The following is a 19,480-nucleotide window of genomic DNA, read 5'->3' as shown; positions in this document are numbered from 1 at the left end:
GCGTCGCTGACGGGCGGGTAACGGCTTGAGCGTAACCGATTGCTCCGTCGTCACCTCGGCGTCCTTTCCTGTTTGTCGGATCTGCCCGTGATCACCACCCAGGTTTTAACGTGACCGAAACCGTGATCCCCGCCGGGAGCCCACGTGATCCCCGCCGAAGCCCGTCGGTCTGGCACGATCGGGGCGTGTTTCCCTCCACCTCGCCCGAGACCGGCCGTGACCCGTGGGCCGACGGCGCCCCCGACGGGCCCGCCGGCCCGGCAGGCGGACCCGCACCCGAGCCCCGCCCCGCCCCGGCCGACGACGCCGGGAACCGACGCGAGCGCGGCCCGCGCCGGTTCCGCAAGGGCGGTCAGCCGCGCCGCAGCGAGGATGACGACGTCGAGCCGGACGAGGAGCCGATCGAGCCGGTCGAGGTGCGCCGGCCGCTCTCGCTGACCGTCGCCGGCTTCGCCGCGCTACTCGGCGTCGGCCTGGTGCTCGGTGCGCAGACCGCCGGCCCCGGACACCGGCTGCCGTTCGCGATCATCGTGTTCGGCGTCCAACTGCTCTTCGTGCTGGCCTGGACGATGGCCATGCGCCCGCCCGCGCTGCTGCTGGTCGCGCTGACCAGCGGCGTGGTCGCCGCGGCGGCGGACGTCGCCGCCGTGCAGACCGACGTCGCCGGGTTGGCCCCGCTCGGGTTCGTGGCGCTGGGCGGCTTCCTGCTCGGCGTGCTCGGTCAGCTCGTCCGCCGGGTGGACCGGGTCCGGGTGACCGACTCGCTCGGCACCACGTTGCTGATCGTGGTGGGCGTGGTGGCGTTCGCCACCCTGATTACGCTCAGCCGGATTCCCGCCGGCACCCAGGCGATCACCGTCTGCCTGGTCGCCACCGGCGTCGCGCTCACCGTGGCCCGGCTCACCGACGCCGTGCTGGCCTGGCCCCGGCTGGCGCCGCAGGTGCCCCGGGGCGCCGCCGGGGTGGTCGTCGGCGCGATGGTCGGCACCCTCACCAGCGCCCTGCTCGGCAGCTACCTGGTGGGCTTCACGCCGACCAGCGCCGCGCTGATCGGGCTGGTCACCGCGGCCACCGCCGTGCTGGCCGACCTCGCCGTCGGCTACGCCGAGGCAGGCCGGTTGATGGCCGGCGAACCGCCCACCATGTGGATCGCCCGGCACATGCAGGGTCCGCTGGGCGGCTTCGCGTTGGCCGCTCCGGCGGCGTACGCCATGTGTGTGCTCTTCCTCTGACGGCGGCGGGACGCGCGACGGCGATTGGGCGCGACGGCGCTCGGGTAGTAGCGGTGCGCCGCGACGGCGGCATCGATGACGGCACGTCGCGTGACCGCGACGGCGACGGATGGAGACGGGCGTGGCGCAGACGTACGAGGAGCGGCCCCGGCGGCGCGGGCGCAGGTGGCTCGTCGTACTGGTCGTCCTGGTGCTGATCCTGGGCGGGCTGCTGGTGGTGGCCGACCGGGTGGCGGCCGGCCTGGCCGAGCGGGCCATTGCCGACCAGGTGCAGCAGGAGGTCGCCAAGCAGAATGCCAGCTCCGCCCCACCCCAGGTGGACGTGGGTGGCTTCCCGTTCCTCACCCAGGTGGTCGACGGCCGGTACGAGCGGATCTCCATCGTGCTGACCGACGTGCAGGGTTCCGTGGAGGGCAACGCGGTCAGCCTGCCCCGGCTCGACGTGGACGCCCGCAACGTGCGCGCCTCGCTGGACACCATCCGCTCGGGGCAGGGTGAGGTGGTGGCCGAGACGGTGGCCGGCACCGGCACGGTCACCTACGACAGCCTGGCCAAGCTGCTGGACCGGCCGGGGCTCAAGCTCGGCGAGCAGAACGGCAAGCTGGCCGTCACCGCGCCGGTCGACATCCTCGGCCAGAAGCTCACCGTCACCGGCACCGCCGACGTGACGGTGGCCGACAACGGCAAGGTGGCCCTGAAGTTCAGCGACCTGAACGCCCAGGGGCTGCCGGCGGTGCCGCTGGCCCGGACCCTGCTGAACAACTACGCCCGGGGCATCTCGGTCGACGTGCCCCTGCCGGCGCTGCCGTTCCAGCTCAACGTGCGCAAGGTCGAGCCGCGCCCGGAGGGGCTGACGGTGACCGCCGACGCGAAGGACGTCCCGATCAACTCGGCGAGCTGACTCGCCGCTCAGTTCTGGGCGCGGCCCGGCCCCGGGGCTCCCCGGCAGGCCGGGCGGTGTCCCGTATGTTGGTCGGCCCCTGGCACTCTCCGGGACGGCTGGTAGGCTCCGACACCATGGGGACGCACCTCACCAAACGGCGCGCGGTCGACCTGTGCCGCGTGGCCACCTGCCTGTGTCGCTCCGTCATCTGACGGCGGGGCTGTCTCCGGCCGCCCAGCGGCCATTGCGCCCGGGGTTCCACTGACCTCCGGTGCCCACCCTCCGAAACGCCCGGCAGCGGCGCCGTCGCTCAAACCCGTGATCCGTTCCTCTATGGGTCCCGCGCGTGGTGCGACATCACCGGTCTCCACCAACGCGCTGGCTCACCACCCATCATCACCAGGGAGTGATCTGATGAGTCGCGACACCGCACTCGTCTCGGCCGAATGGGCCGAGAAGAACCTCGACGCTCCGGGCGTCGTCTTCGTCGAGGTCGACGAGGACACCTCGGCCTATGACACCGGCCACATCGCCGGCGCCATCAAGCTCGACTGGAAGACCGACCTCCAGGACCAGGTCCGCCGGGACTTCGTCAACAAGACCCAGTTCGAGGCGCTGCTCTCCGAGCGGGGCATCGGCAACGACGACGTCGTGGTCCTCTACGGCGGCAACAACAACTGGTTCGCCGCCTACGCGTACTGGTACTTCAAGCTCTACGGCCACCGCGACGTGAAGCTGCTCGACGGCGGTCGCAAGAAGTGGGAGCTGGACGCCCGCCCGCTGGTCAACGACGCGGTGACCCGCCCGGCCACCCAGTACGTCGCGAGCGAGCCGGACACCTCGATCCGGGCGTTCCGCGACGAGGTCGTCGCCGCCATCGGCACCAAGAACCTGGTCGACGTGCGCAGCCCCGACGAGTTCGCCGGCCGGTTGCTGGCCCCCGCCCACCTGCCGCAGGAGCAGGCGCAGCGGGCCGGGCACATCCCGACCGCGATCAGCGTGCCGTGGTCCAAGGCGGCCAACGAGGACGGCACCTTCAAGTCCGACGACGAGCTGCGCAAGATCTACGCCGACGCCGGGCTGGACGACGGCAAGGAGACCATCGCCTACTGCCGGATCGGCGAGCGCTCCTCGCACAGCTGGTTCGTCCTGCAGGAGCTGCTCGGCCACCCCAACGTCAAGAACTACGACGGTTCCTGGACCGAGTACGGCTCGCTGGTCGGCGTGCCGGTGGCGCTCGGCGACGAGCCCGGGGAGGCCTGAGCCATGACTGCTCCCACCGCCGCCGGTTGCGCCGCGCCGGACCAGTCCGCGCCCCTGCCGGCCAGCCTGGACCTGGAGAAGGAAACCGTCATCACCGGCCAGGTGCTGGCCGAGTCGGGCGAGCCCGTAGCAGGCGCGTACGTCCGGCTGCTCGACTCGACCGGTGAGTTCACCGCCGAGGTGGTCACCTCCCCGACCGGGCAGTTCCGGTTCTTCGCCGCGCCGGGCAACTGGACCCTGCGGGCGCTGTCCCGGCACGGCAACGGCGACACCGCCGTGACCGCCAACCGGGGCATCAACGAGGTCTCCGTCACGGTGGCCTGACCCACGCATCGATCGGCCCGGGGCCGGTCACCCCACCCAGGGTGACCGGCCCCGAGCCGTCGCACCCGCTCTCGTCCCCGTCGCACCCGCTCGGCCGGCAAGCCCGGCCGCCCGGCCGCTCGCCGCCTGCGGCCTGCGGCCCGCAGCGAGGAGTGTGCGCCTACAGCAGGCGGAGTAGCGACCCTCTGGTTGACCGGTGCTGACCGGGTCCGGCCAAAGTGCCATGATCAACTCATTGTCAGCGATGTAGCGGTATCTGCCCGCTCTGATGCCGCTACTTAGCCGAAAATGGCGAGCCCCAGCTGTTGGGCCCATCGAGTCCCCACCGGCCGAGCCCTGCGGAGCCCCAGCTGCCGATCCCGGCCGGGCCCTGTGGACACGACGGGGGTTGCCACCCGGCGGGACCCGGTGGGGACTGTTTCCTCGGCGACGGGTATGCCTGTCCGTCATGAATATGACGGGCAGGCATACAGCGTTCGGGACATAGTGTGTGCCCCCGAGGCAGCCGAGAGAGGAGCACGGCTCCCCGGACTCCTGCCGGCCGACCCGCCATGAGACAGCCGAAAGGGGGCAGCGCGCCCCGGGCGGGTGCCGGGTCAGGAATGACTCCGGGTCAGTCCGCTGACCTGCGGACACGGCCATGTGGGCGCGGCGGTCCGCGGACACGGTCGTGTATGGGCGCCGGTCGGTGGGCGCACGGCGGTGGGTGGGCGCGCGGCGGTGGGTGGGCGCGACGGTGGGTGGGCGCGACGGTGGGTGGGCGCGACGGTGGCCGCCGACCCGGGCGGGGTCGACGGCCACCGTCGGTGCTGCTATCCGGTCAGAGGCCGGATGCCCGTGCGCCCGCACAGGTCGACGTCGGGGCCAGGCGGAAGTCGAGCGTGCCGACGATGCCTGCTTCCACGACGGCCCGCTGGACCTGAGGAACCCAGCTGTCCTTCGCCACGATCACCTCGTACTTGCCCTTCGGCAGCCACCAGGCGTAGCGGCCCTGGCCGTCGGCGGTGAGCGTGGTGCCGGTGGTCGAGCCGACCAGGTTCAGCCGGATCGTGGCCGGGACGCCGACGGTCTGACCGCCGCAGGTCACCCCGGTCACCGTGCCCTGGATCTTGCCCCAGTTGTTCGGCGGCGAGACGTTCATCTCGACCCCGACCGACGACACCGGGTACGGGGTGTCGGAGGTGATCCCCAGCTCACCCGAGTATGCCCCGGGCTGGAGCACCCCGGCCGCCGCCGTGGCGGTCAGCGTGACGGTGACCGTCTGGGACGCGCCCGGCGCCAGCGTGAAGCTGGTCGGTGCGGTGGACAGCCACGGCAGGTCACTGGCGTCCGCGCAGCCTTCCAGCCCGCCGAGCCGCTCGCTGTCCGCCGAGCCGACGAACGAACTGGGCGAACCACCGATCTTGTACGCCCCACAGGCGGCGGCACCCCGGTACCGGTTGAACTGGGCGTTCGGCAGGTTCCGCCAGGCCCCGGCGACCGGGTCGAAGCCGACCGTCCGGTTGGTCACCGACGTCGAGCCGCCGGTCACGCCGCCGGCCAGCACCAGCATGCCGCCGGCCGACGCGTACTGGGAGCCCCACAGGTCGACCGGGAGGTTCGGCAGCGGGCTCCAGGTGTCCGAAGCCGGGTCGTACCGCCAGGCGTCGGTGTACTCGTCGTCGGCGACGCCGCCGGCGCAGTACACCTGTGCACCGATCCCGCCGCAGGACAGCCAGGAGACCGGGTGCGGGTAGGCCGCGCCGGTGCGGAACGTCCCGGTACGCGGGTCGAACACCACCAGCTTGTTGGACTCCGTGCAGGTGCCGTCGACGCAGCCGCCGACCAGGTACACCTTGCCGCCCGCCACAGCGGTGCCGGCTGCGGCGGCAGGGGCCGGGTTGACCGCCCCGGCCAGGGTGCTCCACGAACCGCTGGCCGGGTCGAAGACGTCCACCGAGGGCTCGGTGCCCTCGCTGGCGCCCCAGCCGCCGATCACGTACAGCTTGCCGCTGATGCCCACGGCGGACGGCTTGGACCGGGCGTGCGGCAGGTCGGGCAGCGCGGTCCAGACGCCGGTGGCCGGCTCGAACACCCAGGCCTTGCGCTCGTTGCCGGTGTCGCCACCGCCGCCGACCGAGTAGACCTTGCCGTCCAGGTTGGCCGCCGCGTTGTCATAGATCGCGGCGGGCAGGTTGGTGATCCGGGTCCAGGCGTCGTCGGCCTGCGGCGCGGCGTCGGAGTTCCCGCCGCCGTAACGGGCACCGGTACGGGCGGTGCTGATCCCCTTGACCACCTGCTCCCGCAGCGGAGCGCCGCCGGTGGCGAGCACCTCGAACCCGCCACCGCGTTCCAGCAGCTCCACGGTGGCCGGGGCGGTGCCGGTGTTGCGTACCGTCACCTTGGCGTTGCGGGTGCTGCCGTACGGCTGGTGGGCCTCGATCGTGGTGGTGCTGACGGTGAGCCGCCCCGCGGTCAGGGCGAAGTCGGCCCGGCGGGTGCTGTCCGCCACCACCGTCACCGGCTGGGTGACCGCCGAGTACGGCGGCCGGGAAGCGGTGAACGGGTGGGCGCCGGTCAGCCCCGAGAAGAGGTGGTAGAAGCCGTCCGGCAGGTTCGGGTCGTCCGGAGTGGCCGCCGAGACGGTCGTGTCGGTGGGCCGGTCGACGCTGGTGACCGTCACCCCGTTGACCGCCGCGCCGGTGTTGCGGTCGGTGGTGTTGCCGACCACCAGCCCACCCGGGACGGGCGTGCAGTCCCGGTTGACCAGCTGGACGTCGTCCACCTGCCACCACCAGGCGTAGGTCCCCTTGAACCGGAAGCGCACCAGCGCCCCGGTCGCGCCGGCCGCCGGGGTCAGCGGCACCTCCTCGACCCGGGGGCCCCGCCGGCTGGCGGTCTGGTGCCAGACGTTCGTCCAGCTCGCCCCGGCGTCGGTGGAGACGTCCACGTCGGCGGTGTCACTGATCCCGACCGCCCGCCAGTCACTGCGGAACCGCAGCAGCGGCGCGGCGGAGGCGGACAGGTCGACCGGCGGGGCGATCAGGTCGGTGTCCTGGGTGTTGCCGGTGCCGAGCTTGTCGCTGTCGACGATCGCGAACCCGCCGGTGCCGCCGGTCAGGTTGCCCCGCGCGCCCGGGTCGTTGAAGACCCAGCCGCCCTTCTCGGTGCGGTTGCGCACCGACCAGCCCTCCGGCGCGGTGGTGCCGTCGAAACTCTGCGTCAGCAGCGGCGCGCTGAGGCTGCCGGTGTAACCGGCGGCGACACAGGCCGCCTCGACCGGGACCGGAATGTCCGCGGTGGTGGCCGTCGACCCGACGGTCAGGTCCTTGGTCACCGTGCGGTAGCCCGGGTACTTCGCGGTGACGGTGAGCTTGTAGTCGGTGTTGCCGGCCACGGTGAAGGAGTACCGGCCGGTCACCGGGTCGGTGAAGACCGGAGCGCCGGGGCGGCCGGCGACCTCGATGCTGGCGTACAACGGCCAGCCGTGCCCGGAGCCGTCGGTGACCCGGCCGGAGACGGTGACCGTCGGCGTCGCCGTCAGGGCGAAGTCACGGGTGACCGCGCCGTCCTCCGGGACGGTTACGGTGCCGGTCGCGGTGCGGAAGCCGTACGCGGACACGGTCAGGGTGATCTCGCCCGCCGGCACGGTCAGCGTGTAACGGCCGTCCGTGCCGGTGGTGACGCTGCGCTCGCCGTCGGAGACGGTGGCACCGGCGACGGGGCCGCCACCCGCCGCGTCGGTGACCAGGCCGCTGACCCGGCCGACCGGCCCGCGTGGGGCCTGCCGCACCGCCTCGTACGCGTTGAGCCGCCCCTCGCCGAAGACGTTGTTGTCGGCGGCGGTGCCCCCGCAGGTGGTCGCGTTGACGTCCGTCGCGGTCCGGTCGAGCAGCGTCTCGGTGGCGGCGACGTTCCCGCGCAGGCTGGGCGCGGCCGACCAGACCAGGGCGACCGTGCCGGCCACGTGCGGGGCGGCCATCGAGGTGCCGCTGAACGACGCGTACCCGTTGCCCGGCACGCTGGAACGCACGTTGCTGCCGGGCGCGGCGATGTTCGGCTTCAGCCCGGAGGGGTCGGTGGCGTTGCCCCGACCGGAGAAGTCGGAGATGGTGTTGTTCACGTCGTACGAGCCGACCGCGTACGCGTTGGGGTTGTCGCCGGGGGAACCGGCGCTGCCACAGGCCGGGCCGTCGTTGCCGGAGGAGAAGACCGGGAACATCCCGGCGGCCCGCCAGGCCGCCACGGTCTGCTGGTACCAGGGGTCGCCGCCGTCGCCGCCCCAGGAGTTGTTGACGATGTCGGGGCGCAGGTCGGGGCGGGGATTCTGTCCGTTGAGGTCGGTCGGGGCGAGCACCCACTGACCGGCGGCCAACAGCGAGGCGTCCGAGCAGTTGTTGGACTCGCAGCCCTTGGCGGCGATCCACTTCGCACCGGGGGCGACACCCACCTGGTTGCTGGCCCCGTCGGTGCCGACCATCGTGCCCATGGTGTGGGTGCCGTGGTCGTTGTTGTCGCAGGGCACGTCCTGCGGGCAGATCCCGGCCGGGTCGTACCAGTCGTAGTTGTGGTCGAAGGTGCCGCCACCGAGGTTGCCCCGGTACGACCCGACCAGCGCGGGGTGGTCGAACTGCACACCGCTGTCGATGTTGGCGACCACCAGGCCCTCCCCCCGGTCGCCGAACTCGTCCCAGACCCGGGGGGCACCGATGTTGGTCAGCCCCCACTCGGCGGCGTTGGTGCCGGCGCGGGCGGCGGTGCTGCGGACCGGGCGGACCAGCGGGTAGCTGCGGGTCGGGGCGATCCGGGCGACCTCCGGGCGGGCGGCGACGACGTCCAGCAGCGCCCGGTCCCCGGTCACCCGCAGCGCGTTGGCGATCCAGTACGCGGTGTAGGTGGCCTTCCGCTCGTCGAGCACCGTGCGCAGCTCGCGCTGGGTCCGCTCGGCGGTGGTGGTGAGCAACCGGTGCACCTCGTCGGCGCGGGCGTCCGCGCTGCGCAGCCGGGCCGCCTCGGCGAGCGGGGCCTGCTCACGCAGGTAGACCAGGAAGGTCTCGGTGCCGTCGGCGAGCCCGTCGAGGACCTGCTGGTCCACGGTGGCCCGGGGCGCGGCCGGCGCGGCCGCGGCGGGCAGTGCGGGCTGGATGGTGAGCCCCAACAGTCCGGCCGCGAGCGCGGCCACCAATCGCCACCGGGACGGTCGTCCGGTCGGTCGTCTGCGCACAGTTCCTCCCCACGTCTTCGGGCCCGATCGGTTCGGACCCGGCCGCGTGTGCCGGGGTCGCGGCCACGCGGAGCGGCTGAGGAGGTGGCCGGTGGTGGGTGCTGGTGGGCCGGCCCCCCACGGCCGCTGTGCATCATGCTCAGCCGGGGAACCAAGCTGATCAATGGATCGGGTCGGTCAGTATTCGGTCAGTAACCAGGCGCCACGCTGACCATTAGGCTGACACCAGCCGCGCCGGCACCTGTCGTGGGCAGACGGGACCGCCGGGAGCGGGCGGCAGGTGCGGTCCTGGGGAGGACGTGTGACCGGTGTCGACATCCCGTTCGTGGTCTGTGTCAGCGCCGACGTCTCGGTCCGGGAGCGGGTGGTCCGGCAGCTCGACGACGTGGGGCCGGTGGTGATCTGCGCGGACCTGGCCGAGCTGCGCGCGATGCTCTTCCCGACCCCGGCGGCGCCCGCCGCGCCGCCCACCGGGGCGACCCCGGTGCGCTGCGGCGACCTGGTCGTCGACCCGGCCGGTCACCTGGTCACCTGGCAGGGGGAGCCGTTGGCGCTGACCCGGCTGGAGCGGGAGCTGCTGGCCCGGCTGGCCGGCGACCCGGGGGCGGTGTGGAGCTACGAACGGATCTTCGGCTCGGTCTGGGGCGGGGCCTGGCTGGGCGACGCGGCGATCCTGCACTCGGCGGTCAAGCGGCTGCGCCGCAAGCTGGGCGCGGTGCCGGGCTGCCCGCAGGTGCAGACCGTGCGCGGCGTCGGCTACCGGCTCGCCGTACCGCCCGGCCAGCCGGCGGTGGGGCCGTGACACGATGATCCGGTGAGTGGTGCCGTCCATCCGGGGTACGCCCCACCGTCCGGTCCGTCCGCGCCGCGCCGCCGGTGGCGTTGGCTGCTGGCGGTGACCGTGGCCTGGGCGGTGCTGTTGGGCGTGCTCACCTGGTGGTCGGCCCGGCACGACGCGCCGACCGTGCGGGAGCAGCGCACCGTCGCCGAGGCCGGTCCGGTCGTGGACCGGGCCCTCGGTCAACTCGTCGCGGCGGTCGGGGACGGCGCCTGGGCGCTGACCGGGCCGCAGGTCGAACGGGGTTGCCGGATCACCCCGATGTCCGCCGGGGCGACCCTGAGCCGGGGGTTGGACGTGCTGGTCGCCGAGGGCGGCGAGCGGGCGTTGCTGGACCGGGTCGCCGACCGGCTGCCGGCCGACTGGCGGGCCGGCGTGCGGTCCGGCTCGTCGGGGCCCCGGCTACGGGCCGACGCGGGGGAGTTCATCACCGTGCAGGGCCGGGTCACCAGCGGCGGACGGGTCCGGTTGACCGCCGACACCGGTTGCCGCCCGATCGGCGCCGGCTACCCGCAACCCCCGGCCGCCCCGGCCGATCCGACGCTGGACGCCGCGCTGAGGGCCCTGGGCCGTGCGGCGCAGTCCGCCCCGCAGCCGGTCACCGCCCCCTGCCCGGGTGGCGGCACCGCCCGTACCGTCGCCGTCTCGGCCGGGGCCGTGCCGGTCGCGCTGACCGGCCTGCGCCCGTTGGCCGCCGGCCCCCCGGTGGTCGACCTCCCCGAGGTGTACGCCTACCGCAGCGGCCCGACCACCGTGCTGGCCGACGGTACCGGCGCGCAGCTCCGCCTCTCCGCCTCCACCGGCTGCCCCGCCTGACCTGCCCTGCCCTGCTCTGCTGCCCCCTGCCCCGCCTGACCCGCCCTGCTCTGCTGCCCCCTGCTCTGTGCCTGCCCGGCTGCCCCGCCTGATCCAGCTGGCGTTGCGTCCGCCTGGCCCGCCGGCCCGCCCGGTTGCCGGGTCAGTGGTGGTGTTCGTGGTCGTGCGGGGTGCGGCTGCGGCCCAGGGCGTCGACCCGACCCCACCGGCCCGGGATGTCCAGCAGCTCGACCCGGCCCATCCCCTCCGGCACCAGCGGGTCGATGATCAGGTGTTCGCCCTGCGGTTCCAGGCCGAGCATCACCCGCAACAGCAGCAGGGGCGTGCCGGCCGACCAGGCCTGCGGGCTGCACGCCGTCGGGTACTGCACCGGATAGTCGGTGAGGTGGCGTTCGAAGCCGGCGAACGCCTCGGGCAGCCGCCCGTCGAAGTAACGGGAGGCGCTGATCATCGACTCGCAGATCCGTCCGGCCTCCTCGCGGAAGCCGTAGCGGCTCAGGCCCCAGGCGATGAAGGCGTTGTCGAACGGCCACACCGTGCCGACGTGGTATCCGATCGGGTTGTAGCGGCCCTCGTCGGTGGCCAGGGTGCGGACCCCCCAGCCGGAGAAGAGCCGGGGGCCGAGCAGGTGCTCGGCGACCAGGGCGGCGCGGGGCTCGTCGACGATGCCGCTCCACAGCAGGTGGCCGATGTTGGAGGCGAGCGAGTCGACGTGCCGGCCGTCCGGGTCCAGGGCGAGGGCGAAGTGGTTCTTCTCGGGAATCCAGAAATCCCGGTTGAAGCGCTCCTTGAGCGCCGCCGCCTCCCGCTCCAACCGGTCGGCGTACTCCGGGTCGTTCCAGAACAGCCGGGCCATCCGCGCGCCGCGCCGCTTGGCGTCGTAGGCGTACCCCTGGATCTCGCAGGTGGCGCGGGGGAAGCCGGGCAGCCGGCCGTCGGCGTAGGAGATGGCGTCCCACGAGTCCTTCCAGCACTGGTTCTCCAGACCGGTCTCCGGATTGCGGCTGCGGTACCAGACGTAGCCGGTGCCGAGCAGGTCGCCATAGGTGTCGATCCAGTGCAGCGCGGCCCGGACGGGCAACTCCAGCTGCTTGACCAGCGCGACGTCCCCGGTCCAGCGCTCGTACTCGTCGAGCAGGATGACGAAGAGCGGGGTCGAGTCGGCCGCCCCGTAGTAGGGGGAGTGCGGCTGCTCCTCGAAGCCGGCGGTCTCGCCGTACCGCAGCTCGTGCAGGATCTTGCCGGGTTCCTCGTCGCGGAAGTCGTCGAGCCGGTAACCCTGGAGCCCGGCCAGCATCAGGATCGTCGGCGGGACCAGTTCCGGCAGGAAGGGCAGCACCTGCAACGAGGTGAGCATGCTGTCCCGCCCGAACAGGGTCATGAACCACGGCAGCCCGGCGGCCAGCAGCCGGACGCCCAGCGTGATCGACTCGTACCGGAGCGCCGCCAGGTCGTGCAGACTCTGCCGGTACGCCCCGGCGAGCGGCTCGCAGTCGCAGCCGAGTTGCGGGGCCCGACCGACCAGGTCCTCCTGCTCGTCACGGATGACGGCCGGGCCGCGCGCGGCGCCCAACGCGGTGATCGCCCGGACGTCCTCGCCCCGGGCGCCGTGGATGATCGGCGTCGCGGTCACGCAGGTGCTCCACTCGGAGTGCGGCGCGACGGTGATCGACCAGGTCATCCCGTTCGGGTCGACGTGGGCGTCGGCGCTGCTGGTGATCATCGCTTCCCGGTGGAAGGCCTCCCGGCGGTAGGTCAGCCGCAGCTCGTTCTCGCCGGCCTGGGCGCTGGTCCGACCCTTCTTGGGCCGCTGGTGCTTGATCTCGAAGAGATCGGCGAAGTCGGAGCCCATCTCCAGCCGCAACTGGAACCGCATCTCCCGGCCGGAGTGGTTGAGCACGGTGAGGTCCTCGGTGAAGGTGCCGCCGATCGACCGGCTCCGGATGATCGACACCTTGGCGTCGAGGTAGTGCGTCGGCTCACCGGGGACGAGGAAGAACCGGGTCTGGTAGGAGTGCGCGTCGTCGACCGAGAGGGCGTGCAGGCGTTCGCCGTCGAGGGTGAGCAGCCAGGTGGAGAGGAACCGGGTGTCGAAGGAGAACATCCCGGTGGGGAAGTCGAACGAGGGTTCGACGTCCCCGCTGCGGTCGCAGACCAGGAAGGTGTTGCCGTCGAGGATGCTCACCCGCTGCTGCATCAGGCCCGCCCGGTCTGCTCACGGGCGGTCTCCCGGGGGTCGCGTACGCCGGGCGGGGTGGGGAAGAACTGCCGGAAGACCAGGAACAGCATCACGTTCCCGCTGAACGTGGATTCGTTGCGCAGCACCGCCGAGATGCTCTGGGCGGTGCCGGTGGCCAGCCGTTCGAAGAGGTCGGCGCTGCTGCTCCACACCGCGTCCGCCGGGCCCCGGGCCCGGTCCACCACGGCCCTGCCGGGGCTGAGCCGTACCAGCCAGTGGTCGGTGCGGTGGTCGGTGGTCAGATCGATCTGGAGCGTGCCGGTGACGGGGGCGCGCAGGATCGCCGGGGCGCGCGCCGGCAGGGATGCGAAGAACTCCTCCGTCGCCTGGCTCACCCTCGAATGGTAGGCAGCAAAACGACAATTAGGTTCAGGATCGGCAGCGCGCGCACCACGGGCGAACCGCGTCGGCCGAACGGTGGACAGCCGGGGCGGTCGGCAGACCGGGTGGGGGTCAGCAGGCCGGCGGATCGGTGATCCGGTGCGGTCGGCAGGCCGGTGGCCTCGCGGGGCCGGTCCGGGGTGTGGCGCGCGGCGCGGGTGGGCCGGTGGGGCCAGCAGGCGGGGTGGTCAGTAGACCAGCGCCTGGGCACCCTCGGCCATCGCCTCCTCGACGAAGACGGCCGCGCCGGCGATCCGGACGCCGGGCAGCACGTCGTCCGGGCCGATGTCCCGGCGGGCGACGCACTGCGTGCAGGCGGTGACCTGGCCGGTGGACAGGATGATGCCCAGCAGGTCGGCCAGCGGCGCGGAGTGCGGCAGCGCGAACTGCTCGGCCCGGCCGGGCACGGCGAACCAGGCGGACTCGCCGGTCAGCCAGAGCGACACCGGTACCCCGGCGGCGGCGGCCGTGGCAGCCACCGTGAACGCCTGCGCGCACCGCTCCGGGGCGTCCGCTCCGGCGGTGGCCTTGACGACGAGAGTGCGGCCCATGGGACCCAGCATAGGATGACCATGATGGTTACCGAGATCGGGTTCGTCAGCCTGCTGGTCGCCGGCCTGGGCGCGCTCGCCGGTGGCCTGGTCTACCTGGCCGTACGCCTGTCGAGAGGTAAATGGTGAGCGCGAGGAGTGAGCCGGTCTTGCGAGCCCCGCAGTCGCGAACGAAGGTGGCCCGGTGAGCGCGAGGAGTGAGCCGGTCTTGCGAGCCCCGCAGTCGCGAACGAAGGTGGCCCGGTGAGCGCGAGGAGTGAGCCGGGGTTGCGAGCCCCGCAGTCGCGAACGAAGGTGGCCCGGTGAGCGAGAATCCCCTTCAGCCGCCGTGGTTGAATGCGCCGCCGGTCGAGGAGTACCCGTACCAGGAGAGCCACGACCTGCGGGTCGGCCCGAAACTGCACCCGGCGCTGGACGGCCTGCTGCCGTACGTCGGGGTGTGGCGGGGGCGCGGTCGGGGCGGGTTCCCCACCATCGAGGACTTCGACTACGCCCAGGAGATCCGGATCAGCCACGACGGCCGGCCGTTCCTGTTCTACGAGTCCCGGGCCTGGCTGCTCGACGAGGAGAGCCGTCCGATCCGTCCGGCCGGGCGTGAGGTGGGCTGGTGGCGTCCGGTGCTGGACGGCGAGCGGGTCACCGACGAGCTGGAAGCCCTGATGACCACCCCGACCGGGATCATGGAGCTGCACATCGGCAAGCGCACGGGTACCCAGATCGAGTTCGCCACCGACGCGGTGGTGCGGACCGCCACCGCCAAGGAGGTGACGGCGGGCGCCCGGCTCTTCGGCATCGTCGAGGGGGCGCTGCTCTATGCCCAGGAGATGGCCGGCGTGGGCCACAGTCTCTCCCCGCACCTGTCGGCCCGCCTGATCCGGGTCGCCGGCTGACCCCCGCCGGGCTGAGCCGTCCGGGTGCCGGGCCGATCCGGCCCGCCGCCGGCTGAGCCGTCGGGCGGCTGGTTGATCGACTCCGTTGAGCCGATGTTGCGGTGTCCGCTCGTGGGGGATACCGCAACGTCGGCCCCATCGTGTCGATCATGCGTGGTCCTGTCGGTCCTGCGGGGCCGTGTCGGTCAGGCGAAGCCCAGCAGCTCCTGGAGGCGGGGGGTGTGCGGGGCGGGTGGGCGGGGGGTGGCGTCCAACGACCTGACCTCGACCAGACCGCGTACCGACGAGGTCAGCCAGACTCCGGTGGCGGCGTGCAATCCGGCCGGGGTGACCATCCGTTCGGCCCGCTCCAGGCCCAGCTCGGCGGCGTGGTCGAGCAGCCAGCCGCAGGTGGTGCCGGGCAGGATGCCGGTACGCGCGGCCGGGACGGTGCACAGGGTGTCGCCGTCGGACCAGACGACGTTCGCGCCGGGCGCCTCCAGCACGTAGCCGTCGGTGGAGACCCAGAGCACGTCGTCCACCCCGTTGCGCGCGGCCCAGCGGCGGGCGGCGCTGTTGGTCGCGTACGAGATCGATTTGATGCCGACCGGGAGCCAGGGCAGTTCGGGGCGACCCGTCGCCGGCACCCCGAGGGGCAGGGTGGCGACGGTGACCCCGTCGCGGCGGAGCCGCTTCGCGGCGGTCGGCACCTCGGCCAGGGTGGCGTACACGCTGGGCAGCCCGCCCCCCTCCGGCCCCCGCGTGCAGACCAGCCGCAACGCGCCCTCGACCTCGGTGGGCCACCCGGCGGCGATGCCGTCCAGCAGCTCCACCAGCGCCTCGTCCGGGGGGAGCGGGAGTTCCAGGGCGGCGGCCCCGACCCGCAGCCGGGCCAGGTGGGCGGCGGGCAGCCAGGGGCGTCCGCCGCGCAGGTGCATGGTCTCGAAGAGCCCGTCCCCGCGCAGCACACCCAGGTCGTTCCCGCGCAGCACCGGCTCGGCCGCAGGGACGACACCCCGGCCGAGCACGGCGACCCTCGATGCCACCATGACCGCCGAGCCTAGCGGCGCGTCCCGGAACCGACGGCGGCGCGACGCGGGCGGGCGGTGATCGGCGGCGGCCGAACTATGATCGGACGGTGTCCGAATCCTCCCTGGCGGAAATGCTCCGCTCGCGTGGGCTGCGACTGACGGCGCAGCGCCAACTGGTCCTGCAGGCCGTGCTCGACCTCGGGCACGCCACACCGGAACAGGTGCACACGGCCGTCCGGGAGGTCGCCGCCGGGGTCAACATCACCACCATCTACCGGACGTTGGAGCTGCTGGAACGGCTCGGTCTGGTGACCCACACCCACCTGTCGCACGGCTCGCCGACCTATCACGCGGCGGGGGAGCACCAGCACATCCACCTGGTCTGTCGGGAGTGCGGCGCGGTGGACGAGATCGACCCGGAGCTGATGCGCCCACTGGCCGACCGGCTCGCCACGGAGCGCAGCTTCCAGGTGGACATCGGGCACGTGGCGCTCTTCGGCGTCTGCGGCAACTGTGAGGACGGGGAACCGACATGATCGACATCGCGGGAGCGGTGGCCGTCGAGGCGATCGACGAGGCCAGCCGGGACCAGCCGGACGCCGAGCACCGGGCGGCCGGGGTCCGGGGTGTCGCCGCGCACTACGGCGACCCGATGCGCGAGCAGCGCACCCTGGCCACCGGGGTCGGCCTGGTGGACCGCTCGCACCGGGGCGTCATCGCCGTCACCGGCCCGGAGCGGATCGGCTGGCTGCACACCCTGACCAGCCAGCACCTTGCCGCGCTCGGCCCCGGCCAGGGCACCGAGCTGCTGGTGCTCAGCCCGCACGGGCACGTCGAGCAGCACGCGATGGTCGCCGAGGACGGCGTGACCACCTGGCTGGACACCGAGCCGGGGATGACCGCCGGCCTGCTGACGTACCTGGAGAAGATGCGGTTCTTCAGCCAGGTCGAACCGCGCGACGCCACCGCCGACCACGCGCTGCTGTCGCTGGTCGGGCCGCAGGCCACCGACGCCGTCGCGGCGCTCGGCGTCACCGGTCTGACCGCACCCGAGGTGCTCGCGGTGCCGGGTCCGAAGTTCCGCTCCGGCGAGCTGCCCCCCCGCCCCACCGTCGGGTACGACGTGCAGCCGCTGACCGGTGGCGGATGGGCCCGACGGGTGCCGCTCGGGGTGGACCTGCTGGTGCCCCGGTCGGCCCTGGACCAGGTCGTCGCCGCGCTGCGCGACCACGGGGTCCCCCCGGCCGGGCTGTGGGCGTACGAGGCGGTGCGGGTGGCCGCCCGGCAGGCCCGGGTCGGGGTGGACACCGACCACCGGACGATCCCCGCCGAGGCGGGTCTGATCGCCCCGGCGGTGCACCTGGACAAGGGTTGCTACCGGGGGCAGGAGACCGTCGCCCGGGTGCACAACCTGGGTAGGCCGCCGCGTCGGCTCGTCCTGCTGCACCTGGACGGGGTGACCACCGACCACCTGCCGGCGGCCGGCACCCCGGTCACCCTGGACGGCCGGACGGTCGGCTTCGTCGGCACCGCCGTGCACCATTTCGAGCTGGGTCAGGTCGCGCTGGCCGTGGTCAAGCGCAACCTCGCCGACGACGCCCGGCTGTCGGTGGGCGACAGCGCCGCCGCAATCGACCCGGAGTAGCCGGGCCGGAAGCAAGGATGGCTCATCATCGCCCGGTGGGCGGGAATTTCTTCGCGCTTTCCTCTTTCAGCGTGCGGTTCTTCCTGCCATGGCGGGGCCGCGCCATCGACCTCGGGCGGTCGGGGCGGCTACCATCGCCGGCATGACGACAGGGACGTTGATCACGGTGGCCCCGACCGGCGCGGAGTCGGCCAAGGCGCAGGTGCCGGCGTTGCCGGTCACCCTCGACGAGTTGCTGCTCACCGCCAAGGAGTGCGAGGCGCTCGGTGCCTCCGTGATCCACGTCCACATCCGCGACGACCAGGCCCGGCCCACCCTCGACCAGGGGCGGCTGCGGGAGACCGTGGCGGCGCTGCGCGACGGCACCGACCTGATCGTGCAGCTCTCCTCCGGCGGGGCGGTCACCGATCCGGAGGCCGATCGGCTGGCCGTGTTGGACGCGGCACCGGACATGGCCTCCTGCACCATGGGCACGGTCAACTTCGGCGACGACGTCTTCCTCAACCGGTGGGAGTTCATCGTCGATCTGCACACCCGGATGCAGGAGCGCGGCATCCTCCCCGAGTACGAGATCTTCGACCTCGGTCACCTCAGCGCCCTGCAACGCCTGCTCGACCGGCACGGCCTGCCGCACGGCGGGCACGTGCACGTCGACTTCGTGATGGGGGTCCCGGGCGGCATGCCGGGCACCACCGCCACCCTGGTCGCCGCCCAGCAGATGCTGCGTGACCTGCCGGCGGGCACCACCTTCTCGGCCACCGGTGTCGGCCGCAGCTCCATCGCGGTGATGCTGGCCGCGCTCTCCACCGGCGGGCACCTGCGGGTCGGCATGGAGGACACCGTGACGTACGCCAAGGGCCGCCCGGTGGAGTCCAACATGCAGCTGGTCGCCCGTGCGGTTGGTTTCGCGCAACTCGCCCAGCGCCCGCCGCTGACCACCACCGAGGCCCGACGGCTGCTCGGCCGCTAGCCCGGTGGGCAGCGCGGCCGGGGCGGGGACGGCGTCGGTTCGGCCAATGGTCCGGGTCCGTCTCGGCGGCCCGCTCCGGTCCCGGTCGGCGCGGCGCGGTAAGCCACGCCCGGCCCGGCACTCCTGTACGCCCGTGGCTGACGTTGCAGGTCACCCGGGTGTCGGGCGCTCCGACCCCCGTCGGTACCTTCGCCAGGTGTCCAAGACGTACGAGGGTGGCGAGCCGCTCGCCGAGGTGGTCCGGTCCGGGTTCGTGGAGGGTCTGCACCGTGGCTCGGTGGTGGTGCTCGACGCCGCCGGTGCGCCGGTGGCCGGTGCGGGGGACGGCGTGTCGCCGATCTTTCCCCGGTCGGCCAGCAAGCCGTTGCAGGCGCTCGGGATGCTCCGGGCCGGACTCGCGTTGACCGACCCCGCCGACGTCGCGCTGGTCTCGGCCAGCCACGCCGGCGAGGAGTTCCACCTGGCCCGGGTCGCGGCGCTGCTGGGCTCCGCCGGCCTCGACCCGGGAGCGCTGCACTGCCCGCCCGACCTGCCGTTCGGTGTGGCGGCCCGGGAGTCTGTGCTGCGGGCCGGTGGTGGCCCGAGCCGCCTGGCGATGAACTGCTCCGGCAAGCATGCCGGGATGCTGTTGACCTGCCTCGCGGCCGGCTGGCCGTGGGACGGGTACTGGCGGCCGGAGCACCCGTTGCAGCAGCGGCTGACCGCCACGATCGAGGAGTTCACCGGCGAGCGGGCGGCGGCGGTCGGCGTGGACGGTTGCGGGGCGCCGGTGCTGGCGGTCTCGCTGACCGGGCTGGCGCGGGCGTACCTGCGGCTGGTGGCCGCCGAGCCCGGTTCACTGCCGCGCACGGTGGCGGACGCGATGCGGGCGTACCCGGAGGTGGTCGGCGGCACCGTGGCGGACGACACCCGGCTGATGCGGGGCGTACCCGGGATGGTGGCCAAGATCGGCGCGGAGGGGGTGATCGCCGCAGCGCTGCCCGACGTCGGCGCGGTGGTCCTCAAGATCGACGACGGTGCCACCCGCGCCCGGATGCCGGTGCTGGTCTCGGCGCTGCGCCGGCTCGGCGTGCGGGCCCCCGTCCTCACCGAGTACGCCGAATTCCCCCTGCTGGGTGGGGCCCTTCCGGTCGGCGGCGTCCGTCCCGTCTGGTGAAGTCTGCGCGACCAGGACCGTCGGCCCGGTGCCCTCTCCGCCGGGTGGGGTGGCGGCGGGCCGGCCGGAGCGGGCGATG

General features: G+C 73.3%; 18 protein-coding genes. 13 read left to right on the top strand and 5 right to left on the bottom strand.

The window, feature by feature from the left end; translation table 11 throughout:
- Positions 1–185 precede the first annotated feature (185 nt).
- The 5 genes from ACQP1S_RS28980 (at position 186) to ACQP1S_RS28960 (ending at position 3,702) form a co-directional block, all read left to right on the top strand.
- Positions 186–1,232 (top strand): hypothetical protein, encoded by a 1,047-nt coding sequence (locus tag ACQP1S_RS28980; protein ID WP_432900925.1) that lies wholly within the window; start codon positions 186–188, stop codon positions 1,230–1,232.
- A 109-nt stretch (positions 1,233–1,341) separates the two neighbouring features.
- Positions 1,342–2,133, top strand: coding sequence for an LmeA family phospholipid-binding protein (locus tag ACQP1S_RS28975; protein WP_432900922.1), 792 nt, complete (start codon positions 1,342–1,344; stop codon positions 2,131–2,133).
- Positions 2,134–2,198: 65 nt separating this feature from the next.
- Positions 2,199–2,327: an Ms5788A family Cys-rich leader peptide gene (locus tag ACQP1S_RS28970; RefSeq protein WP_342670712.1), complete on the top strand. Its 129-nt coding sequence runs from the start codon at positions 2,199–2,201 to the stop codon at positions 2,325–2,327.
- Between the two features lie 202 nt (positions 2,328–2,529).
- On the top strand, positions 2,530–3,378 hold the full coding sequence (locus ACQP1S_RS28965) for a sulfurtransferase (protein WP_432900920.1): 849 nt from the start codon (positions 2,530–2,532) through the stop codon (positions 3,376–3,378).
- 3 nt (positions 3,379–3,381) lie between these two features.
- Entirely contained in the window at positions 3,382–3,702 is a 321-nt protein-coding gene (locus ACQP1S_RS28960; RefSeq protein ID WP_091242495.1) for a DUF1416 domain-containing protein, read from the top strand.
- Positions 3,703–4,522: 820 nt separating this feature from the next.
- Here ACQP1S_RS28960 and ACQP1S_RS28955 read toward each other — a convergent pair.
- Positions 4,523–8,905 (bottom strand): S8 family serine peptidase, encoded by a 4,383-nt coding sequence (locus ACQP1S_RS28955; protein ID WP_432900916.1) that lies wholly within the window; start codon positions 8,903–8,905, stop codon positions 4,523–4,525.
- A gap of 301 nt (positions 8,906–9,206) precedes the next feature.
- Between ACQP1S_RS28955 and ACQP1S_RS28950 the strand changes: the two genes are divergently transcribed.
- Positions 9,207–9,707, top strand: coding sequence for a winged helix-turn-helix domain-containing protein (locus ACQP1S_RS28950; RefSeq protein WP_245722384.1), 501 nt, complete (start codon positions 9,207–9,209; stop codon positions 9,705–9,707).
- 12 nt (positions 9,708–9,719) lie between these two features.
- Positions 9,720–10,559 (top strand): hypothetical protein, encoded by an 840-nt coding sequence (locus ACQP1S_RS28945; protein ID WP_432900913.1) that lies wholly within the window; start codon positions 9,720–9,722, stop codon positions 10,557–10,559.
- A 142-nt stretch (positions 10,560–10,701) separates the two neighbouring features.
- Here ACQP1S_RS28945 and ACQP1S_RS28940 read toward each other — a convergent pair whose 3' ends face one another.
- The 3 genes from ACQP1S_RS28940 to ACQP1S_RS28930 all read right to left on the bottom strand — a co-directional run bounded on the left by ACQP1S_RS28940 (position 10,702) and on the right by ACQP1S_RS28930 (position 13,742).
- On the bottom strand, positions 10,702–12,756 hold the full coding sequence (locus ACQP1S_RS28940; RefSeq protein ID WP_432900911.1) for an amylo-alpha-1,6-glucosidase: 2,055 nt from the start codon (positions 12,754–12,756) through the stop codon (positions 10,702–10,704).
- A complete protein-coding gene (locus tag ACQP1S_RS28935) occupies positions 12,756–13,133 on the bottom strand; it encodes an SCP2 sterol-binding domain-containing protein (protein ID WP_432900909.1) in 378 nt (125 codons plus the stop codon). Before ACQP1S_RS28935 ends, ACQP1S_RS28940 begins: the two co-directional genes overlap by 1 nt.
- Before the next feature lie 234 nt (positions 13,134–13,367).
- A complete protein-coding gene (locus tag ACQP1S_RS28930; protein ID WP_091242478.1) occupies positions 13,368–13,742 on the bottom strand; it encodes a DsrE family protein in 375 nt (124 codons plus the stop codon).
- Between the two features lie 12 nt (positions 13,743–13,754).
- Between ACQP1S_RS28930 and mtfM the strand changes: the two genes are divergently transcribed.
- Positions 13,755–13,859 (top strand): small membrane protein MtfM, encoded by a 105-nt coding sequence (mtfM, locus tag ACQP1S_RS28925; RefSeq protein WP_067315095.1) that lies wholly within the window; start codon positions 13,755–13,757, stop codon positions 13,857–13,859.
- A 173-nt stretch (positions 13,860–14,032) separates the two neighbouring features.
- A complete protein-coding gene (locus ACQP1S_RS28920) occupies positions 14,033–14,620 on the top strand; it encodes an FABP family protein (protein WP_091242476.1) in 588 nt (195 codons plus the stop codon).
- Between the two features lie 185 nt (positions 14,621–14,805).
- On the opposite strand, the gene ACQP1S_RS28915 is transcribed toward ACQP1S_RS28920, so the two are convergent.
- A complete protein-coding gene (locus ACQP1S_RS28915; protein ID WP_432900906.1) occupies positions 14,806–15,648 on the bottom strand; it encodes an aminotransferase class IV in 843 nt (280 codons plus the stop codon).
- Between the two features lie 113 nt (positions 15,649–15,761).
- Here ACQP1S_RS28915 and ACQP1S_RS28910 point away from each other — a divergent pair, with 113 nt between their 5' ends.
- The 4 genes from ACQP1S_RS28910 (at position 15,762) to ACQP1S_RS28895 (ending at position 19,401) form a co-directional block, all read left to right on the top strand.
- Positions 15,762–16,166, top strand: coding sequence for a Fur family transcriptional regulator (locus ACQP1S_RS28910; RefSeq protein WP_091242469.1), 405 nt, complete (start codon positions 15,762–15,764; stop codon positions 16,164–16,166).
- A complete protein-coding gene (locus tag ACQP1S_RS28905) occupies positions 16,163–17,275 on the top strand; it encodes a YgfZ/GcvT domain-containing protein (RefSeq protein ID WP_091242466.1) in 1,113 nt (370 codons plus the stop codon). Before ACQP1S_RS28910 ends, ACQP1S_RS28905 begins: the two co-directional genes overlap by 4 nt.
- A gap of 142 nt (positions 17,276–17,417) precedes the next feature.
- Positions 17,418–18,245 (top strand): 3-keto-5-aminohexanoate cleavage protein, encoded by an 828-nt coding sequence (locus ACQP1S_RS28900; RefSeq protein WP_432900904.1) that lies wholly within the window; start codon positions 17,418–17,420, stop codon positions 18,243–18,245.
- Positions 18,246–18,441: 196 nt separating this feature from the next.
- Positions 18,442–19,401 (top strand): asparaginase, encoded by a 960-nt coding sequence (locus ACQP1S_RS28895; protein WP_091242460.1) that lies wholly within the window; start codon positions 18,442–18,444, stop codon positions 19,399–19,401.
- Positions 19,402–19,480: the final 79 nt, after the last annotated feature.

The sequence above is a fragment of the Micromonospora matsumotoense genome (genome assembly GCF_050951065.1).
In the GTDB taxonomy this organism is placed as follows: domain Bacteria; phylum Actinomycetota; class Actinomycetes; order Mycobacteriales; family Micromonosporaceae; genus Micromonospora; species Micromonospora matsumotoensis.
Note: the sequence above shows the minus strand (reverse complement) of the source record. Positions and strands in the feature narration are given on the sequence as shown.